The organism is Rhodococcus yunnanensis NBRC 103083, from assembly GCF_001895005.1.
Classification (GTDB): Bacteria; Actinomycetota; Actinomycetes; order Mycobacteriales; family Mycobacteriaceae; genus Rhodococcoides; species Rhodococcoides yunnanense.
The window spans coordinates 359108-380403 of record NZ_BCXH01000004.1; the positions used below are offsets into that span (position 1 = coordinate 359108).

A 21296-nucleotide genomic window follows, 5' to 3' on the forward strand; every position below is an offset into this window, starting at 1 on the left:
CTTTTCGACACACCCGACGCACCCGACGCAGCCCCGTCGGCCGTCACCTCGACCTGTGAAGAGGACGAAAGCCCATGACCTCCATGCTCGAAAGGCCAGCACCACCGCCCGCGGTCGGCAAGCTGGTCGATCAGTTCGAACTCGGACTCGACGCCCCGATCTGCCTGACCTGGGAATTGACCTACGCATGCAATCTCTCGTGCGTGCACTGCCTCTCCTCTTCGGGCAGACGTGACCCGCGTGAGCTGAGCACCGAGCAGTGCAAGTCGATCATCGACGAACTGCAGAAGATGCAGGTGTTCTACGTCAACATCGGTGGCGGTGAGCCGACGGTGCGCTCGGACTTCTGGGAGCTCGTGGACTACGCGACTGCTCACCAGGTCGGCGTCAAGTTCTCCACCAACGGTGTGAAGATCGACAAGAAGGTCGCTGCCCGTCTGGCTGCGTCCGACTACGTCGACGTGCAGATCTCCATCGACGGAGCAACGGCCGAGGTCAACGACGCGGTACGCGGTCCGGGCTCGTTCGACATGGCGGTCCGCGCGCTCGAGAACCTGCGCGACGCGGGGTTCAAGGATGCGAAGATCTCCGTCGTCGTCACCCGGCACAATGTCAGCCAGCTCGACGAGTTCAAGGCTCTCGCCGACACATACGGTGCGACGCTTCGGATCACCCGTCTTCGCCCGTCCGGCCGCGGCGCCGACGTGTGGGACGACCTGCATCCCACTGCTGGTCAGCAGCGTGAGCTCTACAACTGGCTCGTCGCCAACGGCGAAGGCGTCCTGACCGGCGACTCCTTCTTCCATCTGTCCGCATTCGGTGACGCCCTCCCGGGGCTGAACCTGTGCGGCGCCGGCCGCGTCGTCTGCCTGATCGACCCCATCGGCGACGTCTACGCGTGCCCCTTCGCCATCCACGAGCAGTTCCTGGCAGGCAACATCGTCAGGGATGCAAAAGACGGCATGGGCGGATTCCAGAGCGTCTGGCAGACATCGGAGTTGTTCCAGGAACTGCGCTCGCCGCAGACCTCGGGCGCGTGCACCAAGTGCTCGCACTTCGATGCGTGCCGCGGCGGCTGCATGGCAGCCAAGTTCTTCACCGGCCTCCCCATGGACGGTCCGGATCCCGAATGCGTCATCGGTAACGGTGAATTGGCGTTGGCTGCGGCGGGGGAGATCCCCAAGTCGAGCGTCGACCATTCTCGTACCGGGCAGCGCAAGACACCCAGAAAGTCGGTTCCGCTCACATTGATGATGCGTCCGCCGGCGAAGATCTGCGACGAGAACCCGCTCGCAGGAATGGAATAGGAAGCAAATCAGCTATGGCCAAGAGTGCGTGGTTCGAGACCGTTGCCGAAGCGCAGCGGCGTGCCAAGAAGCGCCTACCGAAGTCCGTGTACGCCGCGCTGGTGGCCGGTTCGGAGCGTGGCATCACCGTCGATGACAACATGGCGGCATTCGGCGAACTAGGCTTCGCCCCACACGTCGCCGGACTGTCGGACAAGCGTGATCTGTCGACAACGGTCATGGGACAACCACTCTCGTTCCCGGTCATGATCTCGCCGACGGGTGTGCAGGCCGTGCACCCGGACGGCGAGGTCGCGGTGGCCAGAGCCGCGGCGGCGCGAGGAATTCCCGTCGGGTTGTCCTCGTTCGCCAGCAAATCCATCGAGGAGGTAGCGGCCGTCAATCCGCAGACCTTCTTCCAGATGTACTGGGTGGGTTCGCGGGAGGTACTGCTGCAGCGCATGGAACGTGCTCGCGCCGCAGGTGCCGTCGGGCTCATCATGACGCTCGACTGGTCCTTCTCCAACGGACGAGATTGGGGCAGCCCGTCCATCCCGGAGAAGCTGGATCTCAAGGCGATGGCCCAGTTCGCTCCCGAGGGCATCACTCGCCCGAAATGGTTGTGGGAGTTCGCCAAATCCGGCAAGTTGCCCGATCTGTCCACACCGAACCTCACCGCACCGGGCGGCGTCGCGCCGACGTTCTTCGGTGCCTACGGCGAATGGATGGGCACTCCGCTCCCGACGTGGGAGGACGTTGCGTGGCTGCGCGAGCAGTGGGGCGGTCCGTTCATGCTCAAGGGCGTCATGCGCGTCGACGACGCCAAGAAGGCTGTCGACGCCGGTGTCACCGCGATTTCGGTGTCCAATCACGGCGGCAACAACCTCGACGGCACCCCGGCACCGATCCGTGCGCTTCCCGCCATTGCCGAAGCCGTCGGCGACCAGATCGAGATCACCCTCGACGGCGGTGTCCGTCGCGGTAGCGATGTCGTCAAGGCACTCGCTCTCGGTGCACGTGCCGTCCTGATCGGCCGTGCGTACCTGTGGGGTCTTTCGGCCAACGGCCAGGCCGGGGTCGAGAACGTCCTCGACATTCTGCGCGGCGGGGTCGACTCCGCGGTCCTCGGTCTCGGCCACACGTCGGTGCACGATCTGTCGCCGTCGGATGTCGTCATGCCGCTGGGATTCGATCGGAAACTCGGCGTCTGAACGAGAACGGGTGGTTCGAGACCGTCGCAGAAGCCCAGCGGCGGGCGAAGAAGCGGTTGCCGCGGTCCGTGTACGCCGCATTGCTCGCGGGCTCGGAACGCGGCATCACCGTCGACGACAACACGGCGGCGTTCGGTGAACTCGGTTTCGCTCCGCACGTCGCCGGATTGTCGGACAAGCGTGATCTGGCGACAACGCTGATGGGGCAACCGCTGTCGTTTCCGGTGATGATCTCGCCGACCGGTGTGCAGGCCGTGCACCCGGACGGCGAGGTCGCCGTGGCACGGGCCGCGGCCGCGCGCGGCATCTCGATGGGTCTCTCGCTGTTCGCGAGCAAGCCCATCGAGGAGGTCGTCGCCGCCAATCCACAAACGTTCTTTCAGCTGCACTGGGTCGGTTCCCGCGAGGTCATGCTGGATCTGCTGGCCCGTGCCCGCGGCGGAGGGGCGGTCGGGCTGATACTGACGATGGACTGGTCGTTCTCGGAAGGTCGTGACTGGGGAAGTCCGGCGATTCCGGAGACAGTCGATCTGCGAACCATGGTTCGGTTCGCGCCCGAGGCGCTGACCAGACTGAAGTGGTTGTGGCAGTTCGCGGGGTCCGGCTCGATCCCCGATCTGACAGCACCGAATCTGGCGCCCGCCGGGGGCCGCGCTCCGACATTCTTCGGTGCGTACCGCGAGTGGATGGCAACGCCGTTGCCGAGCTGGGAGGACATCGCCTGGCTGCGTGAGCAGTGGGGCGGGGAGTTCATGCTGAAAGGAATCTCGCGTATCGACGACGCCAGGAAGGCCGTCGACGCAGGAGTCACCGCGGTGTCGGTGTCCAATCACGGCGGCAACAACCTCGACGGAACGCCTGCGTCCATCCGGCTGCTTGCTGCCGTCGTGGACGCGGTGGGCGATCGGATCGAGATCACCCTCGACGGCGGGATCCGTCGCGGTAGTGATGTCGCGAAAGCTCTGGCACTCGGTGCCCGCGCTGTTCTGATCGGCCGCGCGTACCTGTGGGGTCTTGCGGCAGGCGGTCAAGCCGGGGTCGAGAACGTTCTCGACATACTGCGCGGTGGCCTCGATTCCGCGGTGCTCGGACTCGGTCGTTCGTCGGTGGGTGAGCTGACCCGATCCGACCTCGTGATCCCGCCCGATTTCGAACGGGCAGCCGGGTACTGACCCGAACAGGCGATCAGTCGGCGGAGGGGAGTCGGACGCGCAGATCCGCGCGCGATGCAGTCGACGCGACGAGGACAGCGTTGTGCTCGTCGCTTCCGTCGGTCCACATCCGTGCTTGTACGGTTGTCTTGCCGAACATCTCGTGGCGCCGAACAAGTCGGCTGCGTCGAACGTCGTCGTCGATCTCGATGTACCAGACTTCGTCCATCGATGCGCGCGCGAGAGGCCAGTCGCCGTCGTCCAGCAGCAGATAGTTGCCCTCGGTGATGACGAGCGGCACGTCGGCTGTGACGGAGATAGCGCCGGCGACAGGTTCTTCGAGAGTGCGGTCGAATCGTGGTGCATAGACGATCCCCGTGCGCTGATCGCGCAGCCGCGCGAGCAGATTCGCGTAACCGGCTACGTCGAAGGTGTCGGGTGCACCCTTGCGGTCGCGGCGGCCGAGACGATCGAGCGCTTCGTCGGCAAGGTGGAATCCGTCCATCGGCACAACTGCTGCGAGGTCGGGGCCGAGCTCGTCGGCGAGCACCGTCGCGAGCGTCGACTTCCCTGCTCCCGGCGCACCCACGATCCCCAGAATGCTACGTCCGGGTCCGGCCGCGAGCTCCTTCGCCCGCGCAATCAACTCGTTCATGTTTTCGACGATAGGCCCTACCCGCTCGCGGGCGGCGAAGCCGGCGTCCCGAACCCCGCCAACAATCCCGAATATCTCTTGGGCAGCGGCGCAGCGAACTCACCCGACTTACCGGTGCGTAGACCCATCGTGACGAGTGATTGCACGAAAAGCGTTGCAGCGGCCACACCGTCGACCACCGGCAGGCCGATGTCCGACGAGATGTGATCACACAGGTCGGCCATCCCGGCACACCCGAGCACTATCGCGTCACTGCCGTCGTGCCGAGCAGCTTCCCGGCACGCCTCGGTGATGATCGTGCGGGCGTCGGGATCGGTCTCGAGTTCGAGGACCGGTATCTCGCAGGCATGGACGCCTCGGCACCGACCGGACATTCCGTAGTGCGACGCGAGGTCCCAGGCCCGGCCGGTGGTCCGGCCGAGTGTGGTGACGACGGAGAATCCGCGTCCGAGGAAACTCGCCGCGTGCATCGCTGCCTCGGCGATTCCGACGACAGGCCCGGTGGCGGCTTCCCGCGCGGCATCCATGCCTGGATCACCGAAGCAGGCGATCACGTACCCGTCGACGCCCTTGCTCTCGCCGAGTGCGATCTGTTCGAGAATGCCTGGAACACTGAGTGCTTCGTCCACATGGCTTTCGATGGAGGCGGGCCCCATCGTCGGGTTGACCGCCTCGACGAGTGTGCCCGGGCCTGCAACGGCCCGGGCGCACTCGCCGATCTTGGCGGTCATCGACGCCGTTGTGTTCGGATTGATGACCTTGATGAGCATGGATACCGATCCTATGCCCGTGCCGGTTCGTCGAGATGGTCGGTGACGGCGAGCTTGGTCTTGGTGGCGAGAACGTAGTACAGCGCGAACCCGACGCCGCATCCGATGAACCAGCTGTACTTCGACGCCGTGGACATTCCGGCGATCTCCATACCGTCGATGGCGCCGTTGAACAGCACCGTGAACATCGCCAGTACTGCTCCGACGACCGTGGCGTACACCGCGGCGGGGTTGTATCCCTTGGAGTACCAGTACTTTCCGGTGGACGACATCGTGAACAGCTCGTCGACTACTACCTTCTGCTTGCGCACCAGGTAGTAGTCGGCGATGAGGACGCCGAACAGCGGTCCGATGAACGCGCCGAGAGTCTCCAGCGTGAGGTGAATGACGTCCGGGTTGTTGTACAGATTCCACGGAGTGATGAGTACGGAGCCGACGGCCGCGATCATGCCGCCCGCACGCCAACTGATGCGCTGTGGGCTGACGTTGGAGAAATCGAATGCCGGGGAGATGAAGTTGGCGACGATGTTGATGCCGATCGTGGCGATGGTGAAGGTCAGCGCGCCGAGGACGATGGCGAACGTGCTGTCGATGCGCGCCACGGTCTCGACGGGGTCGGTGATCAGCTCACCGAAGACGGGAAGCGTCAGTGATGCGGTGACGACGACGAGAATGGAGAAGACGAGGAAGTTGACGGGAAGGCCGAGGAAGTTGCCCTTCTTGACGGCGGTGTAGGACTTTCCGTAGCGGGAGAAGTCGCCGAAGTTGAGCATCGGTCCGGAGAAATAGGACACGACGAGTGCGATGGCGCCGAGCATGACGGGTACGGCACCGAATCCGGTGTACTCGACCTCGCCGAGGTTGAGATCGATTGCGCCCCAGCCTGCTTTCCAGATGAGGTAGCCGCACAGTGCGAACATGACCACGTAGACCGCGGGGCCGCAGAAGTCGATGAACTTGCGAATCGATTCCATTCCTCGCCAGAAGACGGCGGCTTGGACGACCCACAGGAACAGGAAGCTGGCCCATCCGAGTGCGGACAGTCCGGCGAAACCGTAGTCGGCGGTCACCGCATACGGCGCCAGGTCCGGGAACAGTTTGATCAAGACGATGTCGAGAGCGGCCGACGCCAGAAACGTTTGGATGCCGTACCAGGCGACGGCGATGAGACCGCGAATGATCGCGGGGATGTTGGCGCCGAGGACACCGAAGGATGCCCGGCAGATGACCGGATACGGAACACCGGTGGCCTGGCTCGGTTTGGCGACGAGGTTGCAGAAGAAGTAGACGATCGTGATACCGACGAGAAGGGAGATCAGCACCTGCCAGCTCGCCAGTCCCAGCGCGAAGAGGCTTCCGGCGGTGACGTATCCACCGACGGAGTGCACGTCGGACATCCAGAAGGCGAACAGATTGTACGAGGTCCAGGACTGCTTCTTCAGCGGCGCGAGGTCCTCGTTGGTGAGGCGTGGGTCGTAGCTGTCCTTGATCAGTCCGCCGCCGACCGGATGGCCTGCGGCCTCGACCACGTCACCGATCGACGTGGGGCCTGATCCGTGCGCTGTATCTGTCATCGATGCTCCTGATGGGCGAAGTGCTGCCGATCGGCCCGCTCCGAGGACTGGAGTGGACCGGCGAGACAAAAGGTAGCGAGCAAGTGTTGCACCTGCGTGACGACAGGAATATATCTTCTCTCCGGGGTCAGTCGGCAGTGGGATGCCGAGGTTCGGCGAGCAGTCCGGTGTCGGAGGAAATGGAGGAAATGACCGTGTTGAGACGGCCGTGATGATATTGCGCAATGTCCAACAATGCCGTCGCATCGCGATCGAGAAATGCCTCCAGCATATGGCGATGGTCGGAATGGAGAGTTTCTCGATCGGAGCCGGCTACGTGCACCATGGGCTGCACGGGTTCGGTGATGTTCCATGCCGCCTCCAACATGTGTACGAGGCGTTTCATGCGAGACGGACGGGTGAGCGACATATGGAACTCGCGGGAGTGACGGTGGTACGCCCGCGAGTCGTTCGCGGTAATGCTCTGTTCCAGAAGGTCGTTCGCGAGTATTGCTCGGCGGTGATCCTCGTCGGTCGCCAGTTCGACCGCGGTAGCGAGTGCCGCTGTTTCCAGTACCTCTCGCACGATGTACATCTCGCGCAGTTCCGCGGATGTCAATTGTGCGACGGTATAACCGAGATTGGGACGGTGGTCGACGAGACCTTCGCCGATGAGTGTCTTCAATGATTCCCTCACCGGAATTGCGCTGACACCGAATACTTCGGCGACGTCGTTCGGCGGAATCGGTGTATTGGGAGGCGCATCACCGGAAAGAATGACTCGCTTGAGTTCGTCGAGAATGCTCGTCTGGCCACCGCCGGGGGCGGCGATACTGAGTTGGGCAAACAAGACCGATCTCCGCCTGGGTGGCATGAATACTCCTTCCTGCCTCTGCACGGCGACGCTAGTTGCACTTTGTTTCGTACGTGTGAAGATTTTCGTGCGTTAGCATCGGTCGGATGACATCACCGTCCGAGTCCCGATCGACCCGTCTCGGGGACACGGGGTGGCAGCGGATCGAGCCGGACCGACTCGTCGTCGTGCCGGTCGGTGCGTTCGAACAACACGGCCCACATCTTCCGCTCGACACGGACACCCGAATCGCGGAGGCGGTGTCGACGCGACTGCCCGACGCCGTGGTCGCTCCCGCCATCGCGTACGGATCGAGCGGCGAACACGAGGGTTTCCCCGGCACGGTGTCGATCGGCTCCGACGCTCTGCGCGGTGTGCTGGTCGAGTACGGACGTTCGGCGTGTCGCTGGGCGACGCGTCTGCTGTTCGTCAACGGACACGGCGGCAACGTGGCCACCGTGGCGGAGGCGACGACTCTGCTCCGCTACGAGGGCCGCGACGTCGCCTGGACCCCGTGCGCCGTTCCTGGCGCCGATGCGCACGCCGGTCGAACCGAAACCTCGCTGCTGCTCTGTCTTTCGCCGCGACTGGTCGACATGGCTCGCGCCGAGATCGGCAACACCGACAGCATCTCCGAACTGCTTCCGCGTCTGCGGGAAGGAGGAACACGTGCAGTCTCGCCCAATGGTGTGCTCGGTGATCCGACACTGTCGACGGCAGAGGAGGGGCGCGCGCTTCTCGACGAGATGGTGCGGCGAACCACGGCCGCAGTGAGCCGCTGGGCACCGTCGTCGAACGGCATGTTGACGTGAGAGAACAGCACGAAATCCCAGGACGAAAACGGGCTTACGGTATGTTAGTGACTTTTTCGGGCCGTGGATGACACTTTCGTGGCGTGTCCGCTTACGATCACCTGATGGGTCAAGGTCGGTTGCCTGATGGCTTCGGGGTACGAGTCGATCCGCGTGTACGCAAATACTCCGACGGCCGGGTTCTCATCGGGGGTTCGCCCACGAGAATGCTGAAGTTGGCACCGACTGCCGCTGCGATGATCGGGGACGGATTTCTCGAAGTGACCGACTCGCAGTCGGCTCTGGTGGCACGCAAACTTCTCGACTCGGGGGTGGCCAATCCGCGGCCCGTCTCCATACCGTCCCCCCGCGACGTCACGGTCGTGGTACCGCTGAAGAACAATGCTGTCGGCCTCGGACGTCTGCTGCCCGCGCTGCACGGGCTCACTGTGATCGTCGTCGACGACGGATCCGACACGCCGGTCAAGCCGCCTGTCATGGAGTGGAGTGTCGGCAGTGTGACGGTTCTCCGTCACGAGAGATCGCGCGGTCCTGCGGCCGCGCGCAACACGGGGTTGCGCAGCGCTACAACCGACTTCGTGGCTTTCCTCGACTCGGACGTCGTGCCGCGCAAGGGATGGCTCGAGGTCATGCTCGGTCACTTCTCGGACCCGGCCGTGGCGTTGGTGGCTCCGCGGATCGTCGCGCTCGAGCCCGAAGGCAACGCTCTCGCTCGGTACGAGCACGCCAGGTCGTCTCTGGACCTCGGCCGACGAGAGGCCGCCGTGCAAGCAGGGAGTTCGGTTTCCTACGTACCGAGTGCGGCCATGTTGATCAGACGACGCGTCGCCGAGGAATGCAACGGTTTCGACGAATCGATGCACGTCGCCGAGGACGTCGACCTCTGCTGGAGGCTTCAGGAGGCGGGATGGCGGCTGCGGTACGAGCCCGTTGCCCACGTGGCGCACGATCACAGGGTGACGTTCGGTCGCTGGTTCGGTCGTAAGTTGTTCTACGGAACCGGTGCCAGTCCTCTCGCGGATCGGCACCCCGGCATGGTTCCACCGATCGCCATGTCGCCATGGACTCTCGTTGCCTGCCTGTTGGCGGCGAGCTTCACCAGGATCGGATTGCTCGGGGCCCTCGCAACACTCGCAGTGACGATAGGTCGGCTGCGGAAGATGTTCGTGGGACTCGACCAACCGACGCGTATCGCCGCGATCCTGGCTGCGGAGGGATTCGTCGCCGGACTCTGGCAGCTGGCGTCCGCGCTCTGTCGACACTATTGGCCGATCACACTCCTCGCGGTGTTGCTGTCGCGTCGAATCAGAAAGATCGCTCTCGGGTTGGCAGTCGCCGAGGCAGTCTCCGATTGGTACAAGCATCGTGAGCTCGGTGGTCTCGACCCGGTCAGGTACGCGTTCTTCAAGAGGATGGACGACGTGGCCTACGGAGCGGGTCTGTGGCGCGGCGCCGTGGACTCGCGCTCGCTGAAGGCGCTGACTCCGCGCATGGATACGTGAGCAGCCACAACGCATTCGACGCAGATGTGATCGTGGTGGGCGGAGGTTCGTGCGGTTCGGTCGTTGCATCTCGTCTCAGCGAAGATCCTGACTGCAGGGTGATCCTCGTCGAGGCAGGCCCCGGCGTCGAACGGGTGCAGGATTATGCGCCCGAGGTACGGGATGCGCACGTTCTGCCCGTCGGACCGGGTAGCGCATGGACGGATCGCTACCCCGCCGAACTCACCGCAGGGATCGAGCGTGAGATCGCTCGGGGCCGAATTCTCGGTGGGTCGGGCGCGGTCAACGGTGCCTACTTCACCCGGGCGCGTCCCGCGGACTTTGCCGAGTGGCCCTCTACCTGGTCGTACGAGAACGTGCTGCCGTACTTCCGCGTATCGGAAACCGATCAGGATTTTCGCGGAGACACACACGGTGCGGACGGGCCGATGCCGGTGTGGAGAACTCCGATCGAGTCCGCGAGCGATATCACCGGCGCATTCGTCGACGCAGCCACGCACATCGGATTCGGCGAGGATCCGGACAAGAACGACCCGGAACCCGGCGGCGGTGTCGGGCCTGTTCCGCTCAACGTGTCCCACGGCGTCCGCATGAATGCCGCTGCGGCATACCTACTTCCGAACATCACGCGCAAGAATCTCCGTGTGATGGGCGGATCCGTGGTCCTCGGCGTGGAGCTGGACGGGTCGAGAGCATCCGGAGTCAGGATCGTTCACGACGGCACGCAGGCGATTCTGAATGCGCGGACGGTGATTCTGTGCGCGGGCGCGGTGCGTACGCCGCAACTGCTGATGCTGTCCGGAATCGGTCCGGCAGATCACCTGAAAGACCTCGGCGTTCGCGTCCGGCTCGATCAACCACGCGTCGGACGCGGATTCTCCGATCATCCCGAAGTCGGTGTGTACTACCGCACTTCGCTCCCGTACCGTCCGGCCTCGCCGATCGAGGCGGTACTGCACGTGGGTGATCTCGAGATTCGTCCGTACACCTCGTCCTTCGATCGCATGATCCCAGGCGTCGGCGTCTGCGACCCGATGATCGGGGTCGGGCTGATGCGAGCGGACAGCCGGGGGGACATCACACTCACCTCGACCGACGTGCTCGACGCACCCCGAGTGCGATATCGGTATCTCGAATCGGAAGCCGATCGTCGTGCACTCCAGTCCGGCCTCGACATCGTCGAGGCGTTGCTGTCGAGTCCGCCGCTGGCGCGGGTCGCCGACGCGGCGGCCGTGTCGGGGGATCGTCTACTCGATCGCCTCGGAACGGCGCTGCACCTGTCGGGAAGTTGTGCGATGGGTGGGGACGGTTTCGTTCTCGACGACTCGTGCCGGGTGCAGGGTGTGGACGGTCTTGCCGTCGTGGACACCTCGGCGATGCCGGTCGTACCCACGCGCGGACCTCACGCAACGGCCATAATGCTCGCAGAACGCGCGTCCGTACTTCTGCGACCCGGTCTGACGTGAGAACCTGGCGCGACGCAGGCAGCCGTCGCTTCTGTGAGCTGCGTTACAGTAGTGTGAACACGTGGGAAGAGGAACTACGCGATGACAGGTAGATCGCCCGGTCAAGGCAACCCCTGGGTAGCCGTCCGTCCAGGTGACGACATCGATCTCCTCGCGCGTCGTGTGTCGACAGCGCACCGATCCTTCGTCGAACACGAACCGTCGACGAGTGACTCGGTCCGATCCGTCGTGCTCGATTCCTGGATGCGAAGCCGAACCAAGGGTGTCAACCCCGACGGCGGCAACGATTCTCTCGTACTTACCGGTACGGATCTGGAGCGTTACCGCGACGGCCACCCGATGTCGATCATCCGACCCGTGATCCGAAAGCTGTTGGTCGAGGATGCGGCCGACACCGGTTTGCTCGTGGCGATCTCCGATGCCGAAGGCAGACTTCTGTGGGTCGAGGGCGACACGGCAGCAAAAGACCGCGCGCTGTCGATGAATTTCGCCGAGGGAGCGGACTGGAGCGAAGAGAGCAAGGGAACCAACGCCCCGGGCACAGCGCTCGCGATCGACCACTGCGTGCAGATCTTCGCAGCCGAACACTTCTCGCGGACCGTCCACGAGTGGAGCTGTTCGGCGGCGCCCGTGCATCATCCGACGAGCGGTCACATCCTCGGCGCGATCGACATCACCGGCGGACCCCGCGTGGCGGTTCCGGAAGTGCTCTCTCTCATCAGGGCCACCGTTGCCGCCGCCGAATCCGAGCTGCGCGTGCATCTGATGAATTCACCGAAGTCGTTGGGGGACACTGCACCTAGGTTGGAGGTGCTCGGTTCGGGCCGTCCGGGCCTGGTGCGAAGCAGCGGCAGACAGGCGTTGTCGCAACGTCACGCCGAAATTCTGCTCCTGCTCGCCGACCATCCGGAGGGTCTGAGCTCGGACCATCTCGCGGTACTTCTCGACGAACACGAGCTCGACTCGGTCACGATCCGAGCGGAGATGTCGCGGTTGCGGAAGACCTTCGGTGCCGCGGGATTGGCATCGCGCCCGTACCGGTTGGTGGGAGAACTGTCCTCGGACGTACGCGACATCAGGCGCGCGCTCGACCGCGGTGACGTCGAGGCAGCTCTGCGTATCTACTCGGGCCCGGTGCTTCCGGGGTCGTCCGCCCCAGGGATCGAGGAGATCCGCGAAGAATTGCGCTCACGCGTACAGGCGGCACTGTTGCGCGTCGGCGATCCGGTTCTGCTCGCGCAGTGGACGTCGTCGATCCACGGGCGCACGGACGTCATCGCGTGGGAGGCGTATCGGGCGACGTTGAGCCGGGATTCTGCGCTCTACGGCCAGGTCAACGCGCGTATCGATCTTCTCGACCGCCAGTTGGGCGTCTGAGTTTCTTTTGGCATGCAGTGCAGCAACGTAGTTGCAACGTTGCGCACCCTAGTGTTCTGAATCACATCAGTTCTGTTGATCAGAAGGAGTCACTAGATGTCCGTCTACGCCCGTCCAGGTACCGCCGATTCCGTGATGTCGTTCCAGCCTCGTTACGACAACTGGATCGGTGGCGAGTGGGTGCCACCGGTCAAGGGTCAGTACTTCGAGAACCCGACTCCCGTCACCGGTGAGAACTTCTGCGAGGTCGCTCGCTCGACATCCGAGGACATCGAGCTCGCCCTCGATGCCGCACACGCCGCCGCTCCCGCGTGGGGCAAGACCTCTGCCGCCGAACGCGCAGTGATCCTCAACAAGATCGCCGACCGCATCGCCGAGAACCTCGAATCCATCGCGCTCGCCGAGTCCTGGGACAACGGCAAGCCGATCCGCGAGACCCTCAACGCCGACATCCCGCTCGCAGTCGATCACTTCCGGTACTTCGCCGGATGCATTCGTGCGCAGGAAGGCTCGCTTTCCGAAATCGACAGCGACACGGTGGCGTACCACTTCCACGAGCCGCTCGGCGTCGTCGGCCAGATCATTCCGTGGAACTTCCCGATCCTCATGGCCGTGTGGAAGCTCGCGCCCGCACTGGCCGCAGGCAACGCCGTCGTACTCAAGCCGGCCGAGCAGACGCCTGCGTCGATCCTGCATCTCATCTCGATCATCGGCGACCTGCTTCCCGCCGGAGTCGTCAACGTCGTCAACGGATTCGGCACCGAGGCCGGTAAGCCGCTGGCATCGAGCCCACGAATCGCCAAGATCGCGTTCACCGGTGAGACCACCACCGGACGCCTCATCATGCAGTACGCGTCGCAGAACCTGATTCCGGTGACCCTGGAACTCGGCGGCAAGAGCCCCAACGTCTTCTTCTCCGACGTCCTCTCGTCCAACGACGACTACCAGGACAAGGCGCTCGAAGGCTTCACGATGTTCGCGCTCAATCAGGGCGAGGTCTGCACCTGCCCGTCGCGCTCGCTCATCCAGGCGGACATCTACGACGAGTTCCTCGCGCTTGCCGCGATCCGCACGAAGGCTGTGCGACAGGGCAATCCGCTCGACACCGAGACCATGATCGGTGCACAGGCGTCCAACGATCAGCTCGAGAAGATCCTGTCGTACATCGAGATCGGCAAGGGCGAAGGCGCTCAGGTCGTCACCGGTGGCGAACGTGCACAGCTCGGCGGAGATCTCAACGGCGGCTACTACGTTCAGCCGACGATCTTCACCGGTAAGAACGACATGCGTATCTTCCAGGAGGAGATCTTCGGACCGGTCGTATCGGTGACGTCGTTCAAGGACTACGACGAAGCCATTTCGATCGCCAACGACACTCTCTACGGCCTCGGCGCCGGTGTCTGGTCACGTGACGGCGGTGTCGCCTACCGCGCGGGCCGCGATATCAAGGCAGGGCGCGTGTGGACCAACACCTACCACCAGTACCCCGCGCACGCGGCCTTCGGCGGTTACAAGCAGTCGGGCATCGGACGTGAGAACCACAAGATGATGCTCGATCACTACCAGCAGACGAAGAACCTCCTGGTCAGCTACGCCCAGAAGGCTCAGGGCTTCTTCTGATGGCCGACGCGCGACCTCCAGCGCGTCTCAGAGCAACCGCCGGGGCGATGGAGCTTCTCCGTCGTCTCGGTGGTACCCACGGCGCACTGATGATGCATCAGTCCGGCGGATGCTGCGACGGCTCGTCGCCGATGTGTTATCCCGCAGGTGAATTCATCGTCGGGGACCGAGACGTGCTTCTCGGTCTGCTCGATCTTCGCCTCGGCGTAGGGGAGATTCCACACGATCTTCCCGAGGGCAACGACGCGGTCCCGGTCTGGATCTCCGGATCTCAGTTCCAGGCGTGGAAGCACACGCAGATGGTGCTCGACGTGGTTCCGGGACGTGGTTCCGGTTTCTCGCTGGAGACGCCGGAGGGACTTCGCTTCCTCAGTCGTGGACGAGCATTCACGACCGAGGAGTACGACGACCTGCAACAGCTCACCCCGTTCGTCGGAGTGGACTGGGAAGAGGGTCGAAGACCACCGGTTCCCGACGACGTCCTCGTCGTGGCGGAGGCTGTGGACGCATGTCCGGTTCCCGGAATGCTGCAGGGCTGAGACCCTGCGTGTGAAGCGGCACGGTCGAGTGCACCCCTTGGTACTCGACCGTGCCACCGGAACACATCGGGTCGTCGAACGTGCCAGAGTGACACAGATGACCAGTTCGACGAAAAACGACGGCGGTGCCGGAAGCGAGAGCCCCCGCACCGTCGTCATCGCGTTCGGTGCCAACCTCGGAGTGGCCGTGGCCAAGACCGCTGCGGCGATCGCAACGGGATCGGCATCGATGGTGGCCGAGGCCGCGCACTCGTGGGCGGATACGGGCAACGAGATATTCCTCCTCGTGGCGAACAAGCGGGGTTCGCGGGGACCGGACGAGACGAGGCCACTGGGGTACGGCCGTGAGGCGTACGTGTGGTCCTTGCTCGCCGCGATCGGTCTGTTCGTGGCAGGGGCCGCGGTGTCGATCTGGCACGGTGTGACCTCGCTGCTCGCAGGCGAGTCGTCGGCCGAGAACTACACGATCAACTACATCGTGCTCGCGGTGGCGTTCGTGCTCGAAGGAATCTCGTTCCTGCAGTCCGTCAGGCAGATTCGAGGTGAGGCCGACGCGTACGACAAGGACTTCCTCGACTACGCGCTGGAAACCTCCGATCCCACACTGCGTGCCGTGTTCGCCGAGGACAGTGCGGCGTTGATCGGTCTCGTGATCGCCGCCGTCGGGATCGGGCTGCATCAGATCACGGGCTCGGCTGTGTGGGACTCGCTCGGCTCGATACTGGTCGGTGTCCTTCTCGGCGTGGTAGCAGTGGTATTGATCGATCGAAATCGACGATTCCTCACCGGCGAACCGGGTTCGCGCGCATTATGGAATGCAGTCGTCGAGCGTATCGAGCGGCTACCGGAAGTGGCATCCGTTCGATTCGTTCGCATCGAATTCGTCGGACCGAAGCAGATCTTTCTCGTCGCAAGTGTCGACCTGGTCGGCGATTCCGTCGAGTCCTCGATCGCGCACACACTCCGGCGATTGGAGCGCGAACTGGAAACCAACACTGCCGTAGTCGATGCCGTTCTGACGGTCGCCGAGCCGGACGAGAACGATATCGGCGACGCCGGCGTCGTGTCGAGGTGACGTAATTTGCTCGTCACGAGGCGGTGACGCCCCGCTCACACCGCGGGTTTAACTTCGAAGCTTCGCGTACCGCCGGCGCGCGAACCCTGTACCCGAGAGGCCGACCATGTCCGTTGCCGAGCCAACAGGCACCCATCACGACAGCACACAATCACACGTCGAAGGCAGCGACTATCTGGCACGACGCCAGCTGAAGAAGGGCACCGCGGGCTGGGTGCTGCTCGCCGGACTCGGCGTCAGCTACGTCATCTCCGGTGACTACTCCGGATGGAACTTCGGCCTCGAACAGGGCGGTTTCGGCGGTCTGCTCATCGCCGGAATCGTCATCGCCGGTATGTACCTGGCGATGGTCCTCGGCATGGCCGAGATGTCCTCGGCATTGCCCGCTGCCGGTGGCGGTTACACGTTCGCGCGACGCGCCCTCGGTCCCTGGGGTGGGTTCGCCACGGGCACAGCAATTCTCATCGAATACGCGATAGCGCCCGCGGCGATCGCCACCTTCATCGGTGCGTACGTCGAATCGCTCGGTCTGTTCGGCATCACCGACGGGTGGTGGGTGTACCTCGCGGTCTACGCGATCTTCATCGGTATCCACCTGGCAGGTGCGGGAGAAGCGCTCAAGATCATGTTCGTCATCACTGCGATCGCACTGGTCGGCTTGGTGATCTTCGCGGTCTCCGCACTCGGACAGTTCGACGCGTCCAACCTGACCGACATCGCCCCGACCGACGCCGCGGGTGCGTCGAGCTTCCTGCCGTTCGGATACCTCGGCATCTGGGCGGCCGTGCCGTTCGCGATCTGGTTCTTCCTCGCGGTGGAAGGTGTTCCGCTCGCAGCCGAGGAGGCAAAGGATCCGACCAAGAACGTCCCTCGCGGCATCATTGCGGCGATGGCCATACTGCTCGTGACGGGTGCGGGTGTGCTGTTCCTCGTCACCGGCGCGGGCGGCGCGGACGCGATGCAGTCCTCGGGCAACCCGCTCGTCGAGGCTCTCGGAGACGGAACCCCCGCCAAGATCGTCAACTACATCGGCCTCGCGGGTCTGGTCGCGAGTTTCTTCTCGATCATGTACGCGTACTCGCGGCAGCTCTTCGCGCTCTCACGCGCCGGATACCTTCCGAAGGCGTTGTCCGTCACCAACTCCCGTAAAGCGCCCACGCTGGCACTGATCGTCCCCGGCATCATCGGTTTCCTTCTCTCGCTCACGGGACAGGGCGCCATGTTGCTGAACATGGCGGTCTTCGGTGCCGCGTTGAGTTACGTGCTGATGATGGTCAGCCACATCGTCCTGCGCCGCAAGGAACCGGACATGGAACGGCCGTACCGCACTCCCGGTGGCATCGTCACCACCGGCTTCGCACTCGTGGTGGCAGCGCTCGCCGTGGTCGCGACATTCGTCGTCGACAGCACCGCCGCACTGTGGTGCCTCGGCGTCTTCGCCGCCTTCATGCTGTACTTCGGTATCTACAGCCGACACCACCTCGTGGCGAACTCTCCCGACGAGGAGTTCGCGGCGCTGGCGAAGGCGGAAGCCGAACTCGAATGAGCACGTACACGCAACACATCTCGGGAACCACCTATCAGTTCGACGGACTCGTCGAACTGATGGCAAAGGCCACACCACTGCGCTCCGGCGACGAACTCGCCGGTTGTGCAGCACAATCCGACGCCGAACGAGCCGCAGCACAGTGGGCGTTGTCGGAGGTCTCTCTCGACGTCTTTCTGCACGAGATGCTCGTCCCCTACGAGAGCGACGAGGTCACCCGGCTGATCATCGACGCGCACGACAGGACGGCTTTCTCCGCTGTCTCGCATCTGACCGTGGGCGGACTCCGAGACTGGCTGCTGGAAACGGCAGCGTCGAACAACGCGGCTACGACGCTGCGGTCCGTCGCGGCCGGGCTCACCCCGGAGATGGTTGCGGCGGTCAGCAAGATCATGCGTAACCAGGATCTGATCGCCGTCGCACGCGCTGCGGAGGTGACCTCGGCGTTCCGCACTACCGTCGGACTGCCGGGAACACTGAGCACTCGCCTGCAACCGAACCACCCGACGGACGACCCCCGAGGAATCGCCGCAGCGACGCTCGACGGACTACTGCTCGGATCCGGTGATGCCGTCATCGGAATCAACCCGGCCACCGACTCGCCGCACGCGACGTCGGATCTACTGCATCTGCTCGACGAGATCAGGCAGCGATTCGAGATCCCCACGCAATCCTGCGTGCTCTCTCACGTCACCACGACGATGGAACTCATCGAGAAGGGCGTACCCGTCGACCTGGTGTTCCAGTCGGTCGCAGGTACCGAGGGCGCCAATTCCGGCTTCGGCGTACACGTCTCGCTTCTGCGTGAGGCGAACGAGGCGGGCCGGTCGCTGCATCGCGGAACCGTCGGGAACAACGTCATGTATCTCGAAACGGGGCAGGGCTCGGCACTGAGCGCCGGTGCACATCTGGGCACCGGCGGGCGGCCCGTCGATCAGCAGACACTGGAGGCACGTGCCTACGCGGTGTGCCGGGACCTCGAGCCGCTTCTGGTCAACACCGTCGTCGGATTCATCGGTCCCGAATACCTGTACGACGGCAAGCAGATCATCCGAGCCGGGCTGGAAGATCACTTCTGCGGCAAGCTACTCGGACTCCCGATGGGTGTCGACGTCTGCTACACCAACCACGCCGAAGCGGACCAGGACGACATGGACACGTTGCTGACGCTGCTGGGAGCAGCCGGCGTGGCGTTCGTCATCGCGGTTCCCGGAGCCGACGACGTGATGCTCGGATACCAGAGCCTGAGCTTCCACGATGTCCTCTACGTCCGACAGGTACTGGGGCTCGGGCCCGCACCGGAGTTCGCGGCGTGGCTGGAGCGGCTCGGAATGATGGACGGAAACGGTCGCATTCTCGACATCGATGCGGCCGGTTCGCCGCTTCGTGCACTGACAGGAGCGCGATGAGCGAGCTCGAGGTCGACGCATTCTGGAAAGATCTGCGCCTGAGTACTCAGGCTCGAATCGGGTTGGGACGCACAGGAGATTCTCTGCCTACACGTCGTGTACTCGAGTTTCGTTCCGCTCATGCCGCCGCACGAGATGCCGTACACATGCCACTCGAGGTCGAGACCTTCTCCGCCGACGTCGAGAAGGTCGGTATCGGGGCCCCCGCCGTCGTCACGTCGAGGGCGACATCGCGCGCGGAGTATCTGCGCAGGCCCGACCTCGGCCGACTACCGAAGGATCTGGGACCGATTTCGACAGGCGACTTCGATGTCGGTTTCGTCCTCGGTGACGGGTTGTCACCGCGAGCGCTGATGGATCACGGTGCGGCGATGCTCGACGCGCTCGTGACCGAGCTGTCCGAGTCGTATTCCATTGCGCCACCGGTCATCGCTACGGAGGCGCGGGTGGCGTTGGGGGACCACATCGCTGAGGCGATGGGGGTGCGTACCGTCGTCGTGTTGATCGGTGAGCGGCCGGGATTGTCGGTGGCGGACAGTCTCGGAATCTATCTGACGCATCTTCCTGCGCCGGGCAAGTCGGACGCCGACCGGAACTGCATCTCCAACATCCATCCACCCGAGGGTCTCGGGTACGCGCAGTCGGCCAAGATCGTCGCGGGGCTGGTCGGCGGGGCGAGAAGACTGGGGCGATCGGGTGTTGCGTTGAAGGACACCTCCCGCGCGGATGTGTTGGAGGCGACCGAGAAATCGACGATCGAAGGATAGCCCCGTCCGGGGGTAGTAGAGAGTGACGCGGCTCACTATCGTGACTGAGATGGACACCGACAGCTATTCCTCCGGAGTGTCGTCGAAACCGATGCTCGGGCACACCATCGGGGCCGATCTGGATCGAAACGCCGCTCTGTACGCCGGCCGCGACGCACTGGTCGACGTACCGTCGGGTCGTCGGTGGACGTACTCCGAGTTCTCGGCCGACGTCGAGTTGCTGGCGGCCGGGCTCGTGGTGAAGGGCGTGAAGAAGGGCGATCGCGTCGGGATCTGGGCGCCGAACTGCCCCGAATGGGTACTCGCTCAGTACGCAACGGCCAAGATCGGTGCGATTCTGGTCAACATCAACCCGGCCTACCGAACCCACGAGCTCGGGTTCGTGCTGAAGCAAGCCGGTGTCAGCGTGCTCTTGTCCGCCCAGGAGTTCAAGGGCTCGGACTATTCCGCCATGATCGAACACGCGCGCCTCGACGCCACCGGCGTGCGTGAGGTCGTGTTCATCGGCAGTTTCGGGTGGGAACTGATGACGGACAGAGGGCACCGTGCCCTTGCCGAGAACCCCGACATGATCGCCTCCGCACAGCGGTCGCTGAGCGCCGACGACCCGATCAACATCCAGTACACTTCGGGCACAACCGGATTCCCCAAGGGTGCGACACTGAGTCACCACAACATTCTGAACAACGGCTACTTCGTCGGCGAACTGTGTCACTACACCGAAGCGGACCGCGTGTGCATACCTGTGCCGTTCTATCACTGCTTCGGGATGGTGATGGGGAACCTCGCCTGTACCAGTCACGGTGCTGCCATCGTCATACCGGGGGCCTCGTTCGATCCAGCCGCGGCGCTCGCTGCCGTCGAGAAGGAAGCGTGCACATCGCTCTACGGAGTGCCGACGATGTTCATCGCGGAACTCGCACTGGCGGAGTTCGATTCGTACGACCTGTCCAGCCTGCGCACCGGGATCATGGCAGGGTCACCGTGCCCGACCGAAGTCATGAAGCAGGTCATCGAGCGCATGGGTATGTCGGAGGTGTCGATCTGCTACGGCATGACCGAGACCTCTCCGGTGTCCCTGCAGACACGCAGCGACGACACCATCGACCAACGTGTTTCGACCGTCGGCGCGGTCGGGCCGCATCTCGAGGTCAAGATCGTCGATCCCGTCACCGGGCTGACAGTGCCGCGCGGCGATGCAGGCGAACTGTGTACCCGCGGATACTCCGTCATGCTCGGGTACTGGGAGCAGCAGGAGAAGACTGCCGAGGCCATCGATGTCGCAGGGTGGATGCATACCGGCGACATCGGCGTCATGGACGACCTCGGCTACGTCTCCATCACCGGGCGCATCAAGGACATGGTCATCCGTGGAGGCGAGAACGTCTACCCCCGGGAGATCGAGGAGTTCCTCTACACACACCCGGACATCCTCGATGCTCAGGTCATCGGTGTCCCCGACGCCAAGTACGGCGAGGAGTTGATGGTGTGGATCCGGATGAAGGACGGCTCCGCGCCCCTGGATGCCGCGTCGGTCAGGGCGTTCTGTGAGGGCAAGCTGGCGCACTACAAGATCCCGCGCTACGTCCACATCGTCGACGAGTTTCCGATGACCGTGACGGGCAAGGTCCGCAAGATCGAGATGCGGGAGCGGTCGATGGACTTGCTGGGTTAGGGCTTCTGGTTCGTTCCTACAACACTGCT

At 63.9% G+C, this 21296-nt stretch carries 18 protein-coding genes; 14 read left to right on the forward strand and 4 right to left on the reverse strand.

Features of this window, described 5'->3' with window-relative positions; genetic code table 11:
* The first annotated feature begins 74 nt into the window (after positions 1-74).
* Genes mftC through mftD (RY1_RS09980) form a run of 3 tightly spaced genes read left to right on the forward strand, consistent with a single transcriptional unit; the run spans position 75 to position 3669 of the window.
* A complete protein-coding gene (gene mftC, locus RY1_RS09970) occupies positions 75-1307 on the forward strand; it encodes a mycofactocin radical SAM maturase (RefSeq protein WP_072803355.1) in 1233 nt (410 codons plus the stop codon).
* Positions 1308-1321: 14 nt separating this feature from the next.
* Positions 1322-2497, forward strand: coding sequence for a pre-mycofactocin synthase MftD (gene mftD / locus RY1_RS09975; protein WP_072803356.1), 1176 nt, complete (start codon positions 1322-1324; stop codon positions 2495-2497).
* A complete protein-coding gene (gene mftD, locus RY1_RS09980; RefSeq protein WP_072803435.1) occupies positions 2494-3669 on the forward strand; it encodes a pre-mycofactocin synthase MftD in 1176 nt (391 codons plus the stop codon). The genes mftD (RY1_RS09975) and mftD (RY1_RS09980) overlap by 4 nt, the downstream gene beginning before the upstream one ends.
* A gap of 13 nt (positions 3670-3682) precedes the next feature.
* On the opposite strand, the gene RY1_RS09985 is transcribed toward mftD (RY1_RS09980), so the two are convergent.
* The 4 genes from RY1_RS09985 to RY1_RS10000 form a co-directional block, all read right to left on the reverse strand.
* Positions 3683-4303, reverse strand: a complete 621-nt coding sequence (locus tag RY1_RS09985; RefSeq protein ID WP_072803357.1) for a nucleoside/nucleotide kinase family protein — start codon at positions 4301-4303, stop codon at positions 3683-3685.
* A gap of 17 nt (positions 4304-4320) precedes the next feature.
* Complete coding sequence (locus RY1_RS09990) at positions 4321-5073, reverse strand: aspartate/glutamate racemase family protein (protein WP_072803358.1); 753 nt, start codon at positions 5071-5073, stop codon at positions 4321-4323.
* Between the two features lie 11 nt (positions 5074-5084).
* A complete protein-coding gene (locus RY1_RS09995; protein ID WP_072803359.1) occupies positions 5085-6647 on the reverse strand; it encodes an NCS1 family nucleobase:cation symporter-1 in 1563 nt (520 codons plus the stop codon).
* A 127-nt stretch (positions 6648-6774) separates the two neighbouring features.
* Entirely contained in the window at positions 6775-7500 is a 726-nt protein-coding gene (locus RY1_RS10000) for a GntR family transcriptional regulator (RefSeq protein WP_072803436.1), read from the reverse strand.
* A gap of 86 nt (positions 7501-7586) precedes the next feature.
* On the opposite strand from RY1_RS10000, the gene mftE reads away from it, so the two are divergent.
* From mftE to RY1_RS10055, 11 genes are all read left to right on the forward strand, one after another.
* Positions 7587-8291: a mycofactocin biosynthesis peptidyl-dipeptidase MftE gene (mftE, locus tag RY1_RS10005; RefSeq protein ID WP_072803360.1), complete on the forward strand. Its 705-nt coding sequence runs from the start codon at positions 7587-7589 to the stop codon at positions 8289-8291.
* A 104-nt stretch (positions 8292-8395) separates the two neighbouring features.
* Positions 8396-9793: a mycofactocin biosynthesis glycosyltransferase MftF gene (gene mftF / locus RY1_RS10010; RefSeq protein WP_072803361.1), complete on the forward strand. Its 1398-nt coding sequence runs from the start codon at positions 8396-8398 to the stop codon at positions 9791-9793.
* Positions 9790-11259, forward strand: coding sequence for a mycofactocin dehydrogenase MftG (mftG, locus tag RY1_RS10015; protein WP_072803362.1), 1470 nt, complete (start codon positions 9790-9792; stop codon positions 11257-11259). The genes mftF and mftG overlap by 4 nt, the downstream gene beginning before the upstream one ends.
* Before the next feature lie 81 nt (positions 11260-11340).
* Positions 11341-12636, forward strand: coding sequence for a sigma-54-dependent transcriptional regulator family protein (locus tag RY1_RS10020; protein WP_072803363.1), 1296 nt, complete (start codon positions 11341-11343; stop codon positions 12634-12636).
* A gap of 96 nt (positions 12637-12732) precedes the next feature.
* Positions 12733-14256, forward strand: coding sequence for an acetaldehyde dehydrogenase ExaC (gene exaC / locus RY1_RS10025; protein WP_072803364.1), 1524 nt, complete (start codon positions 12733-12735; stop codon positions 14254-14256).
* A complete protein-coding gene (locus RY1_RS10030; protein ID WP_072803365.1) occupies positions 14256-14795 on the forward strand; it encodes a DUF779 domain-containing protein in 540 nt (179 codons plus the stop codon). The genes exaC and RY1_RS10030 overlap by 1 nt, the downstream gene beginning before the upstream one ends.
* Positions 14796-14892: 97 nt before the next feature.
* Positions 14893-15870: a cation diffusion facilitator family transporter gene (locus RY1_RS10035; protein ID WP_072803437.1), complete on the forward strand. Its 978-nt coding sequence runs from the start codon at positions 14893-14895 to the stop codon at positions 15868-15870.
* Between the two features lie 106 nt (positions 15871-15976).
* On the forward strand, positions 15977-17416 hold the full coding sequence (eat, locus tag RY1_RS10040) for an ethanolamine permease (protein ID WP_072803366.1): 1440 nt from the start codon (positions 15977-15979) through the stop codon (positions 17414-17416).
* Positions 17413-18825, forward strand: a complete 1413-nt coding sequence (locus RY1_RS10045) for an ethanolamine ammonia-lyase subunit EutB (RefSeq protein WP_072803367.1) — start codon at positions 17413-17415, stop codon at positions 18823-18825. The genes eat and RY1_RS10045 overlap by 4 nt, the downstream gene beginning before the upstream one ends.
* Complete coding sequence (gene eutC / locus RY1_RS10050; RefSeq protein ID WP_072803368.1) at positions 18822-19592, forward strand: ethanolamine ammonia-lyase subunit EutC; 771 nt, start codon at positions 18822-18824, stop codon at positions 19590-19592. Before RY1_RS10045 ends, eutC begins: the two co-directional genes overlap by 4 nt.
* A gap of 49 nt (positions 19593-19641) precedes the next feature.
* Positions 19642-21267 (forward strand): AMP-binding protein, encoded by a 1626-nt coding sequence (locus RY1_RS10055; RefSeq protein ID WP_072803438.1) that lies wholly within the window; start codon positions 19642-19644, stop codon positions 21265-21267.
* Positions 21268-21296 lie beyond the last annotated feature (29 nt).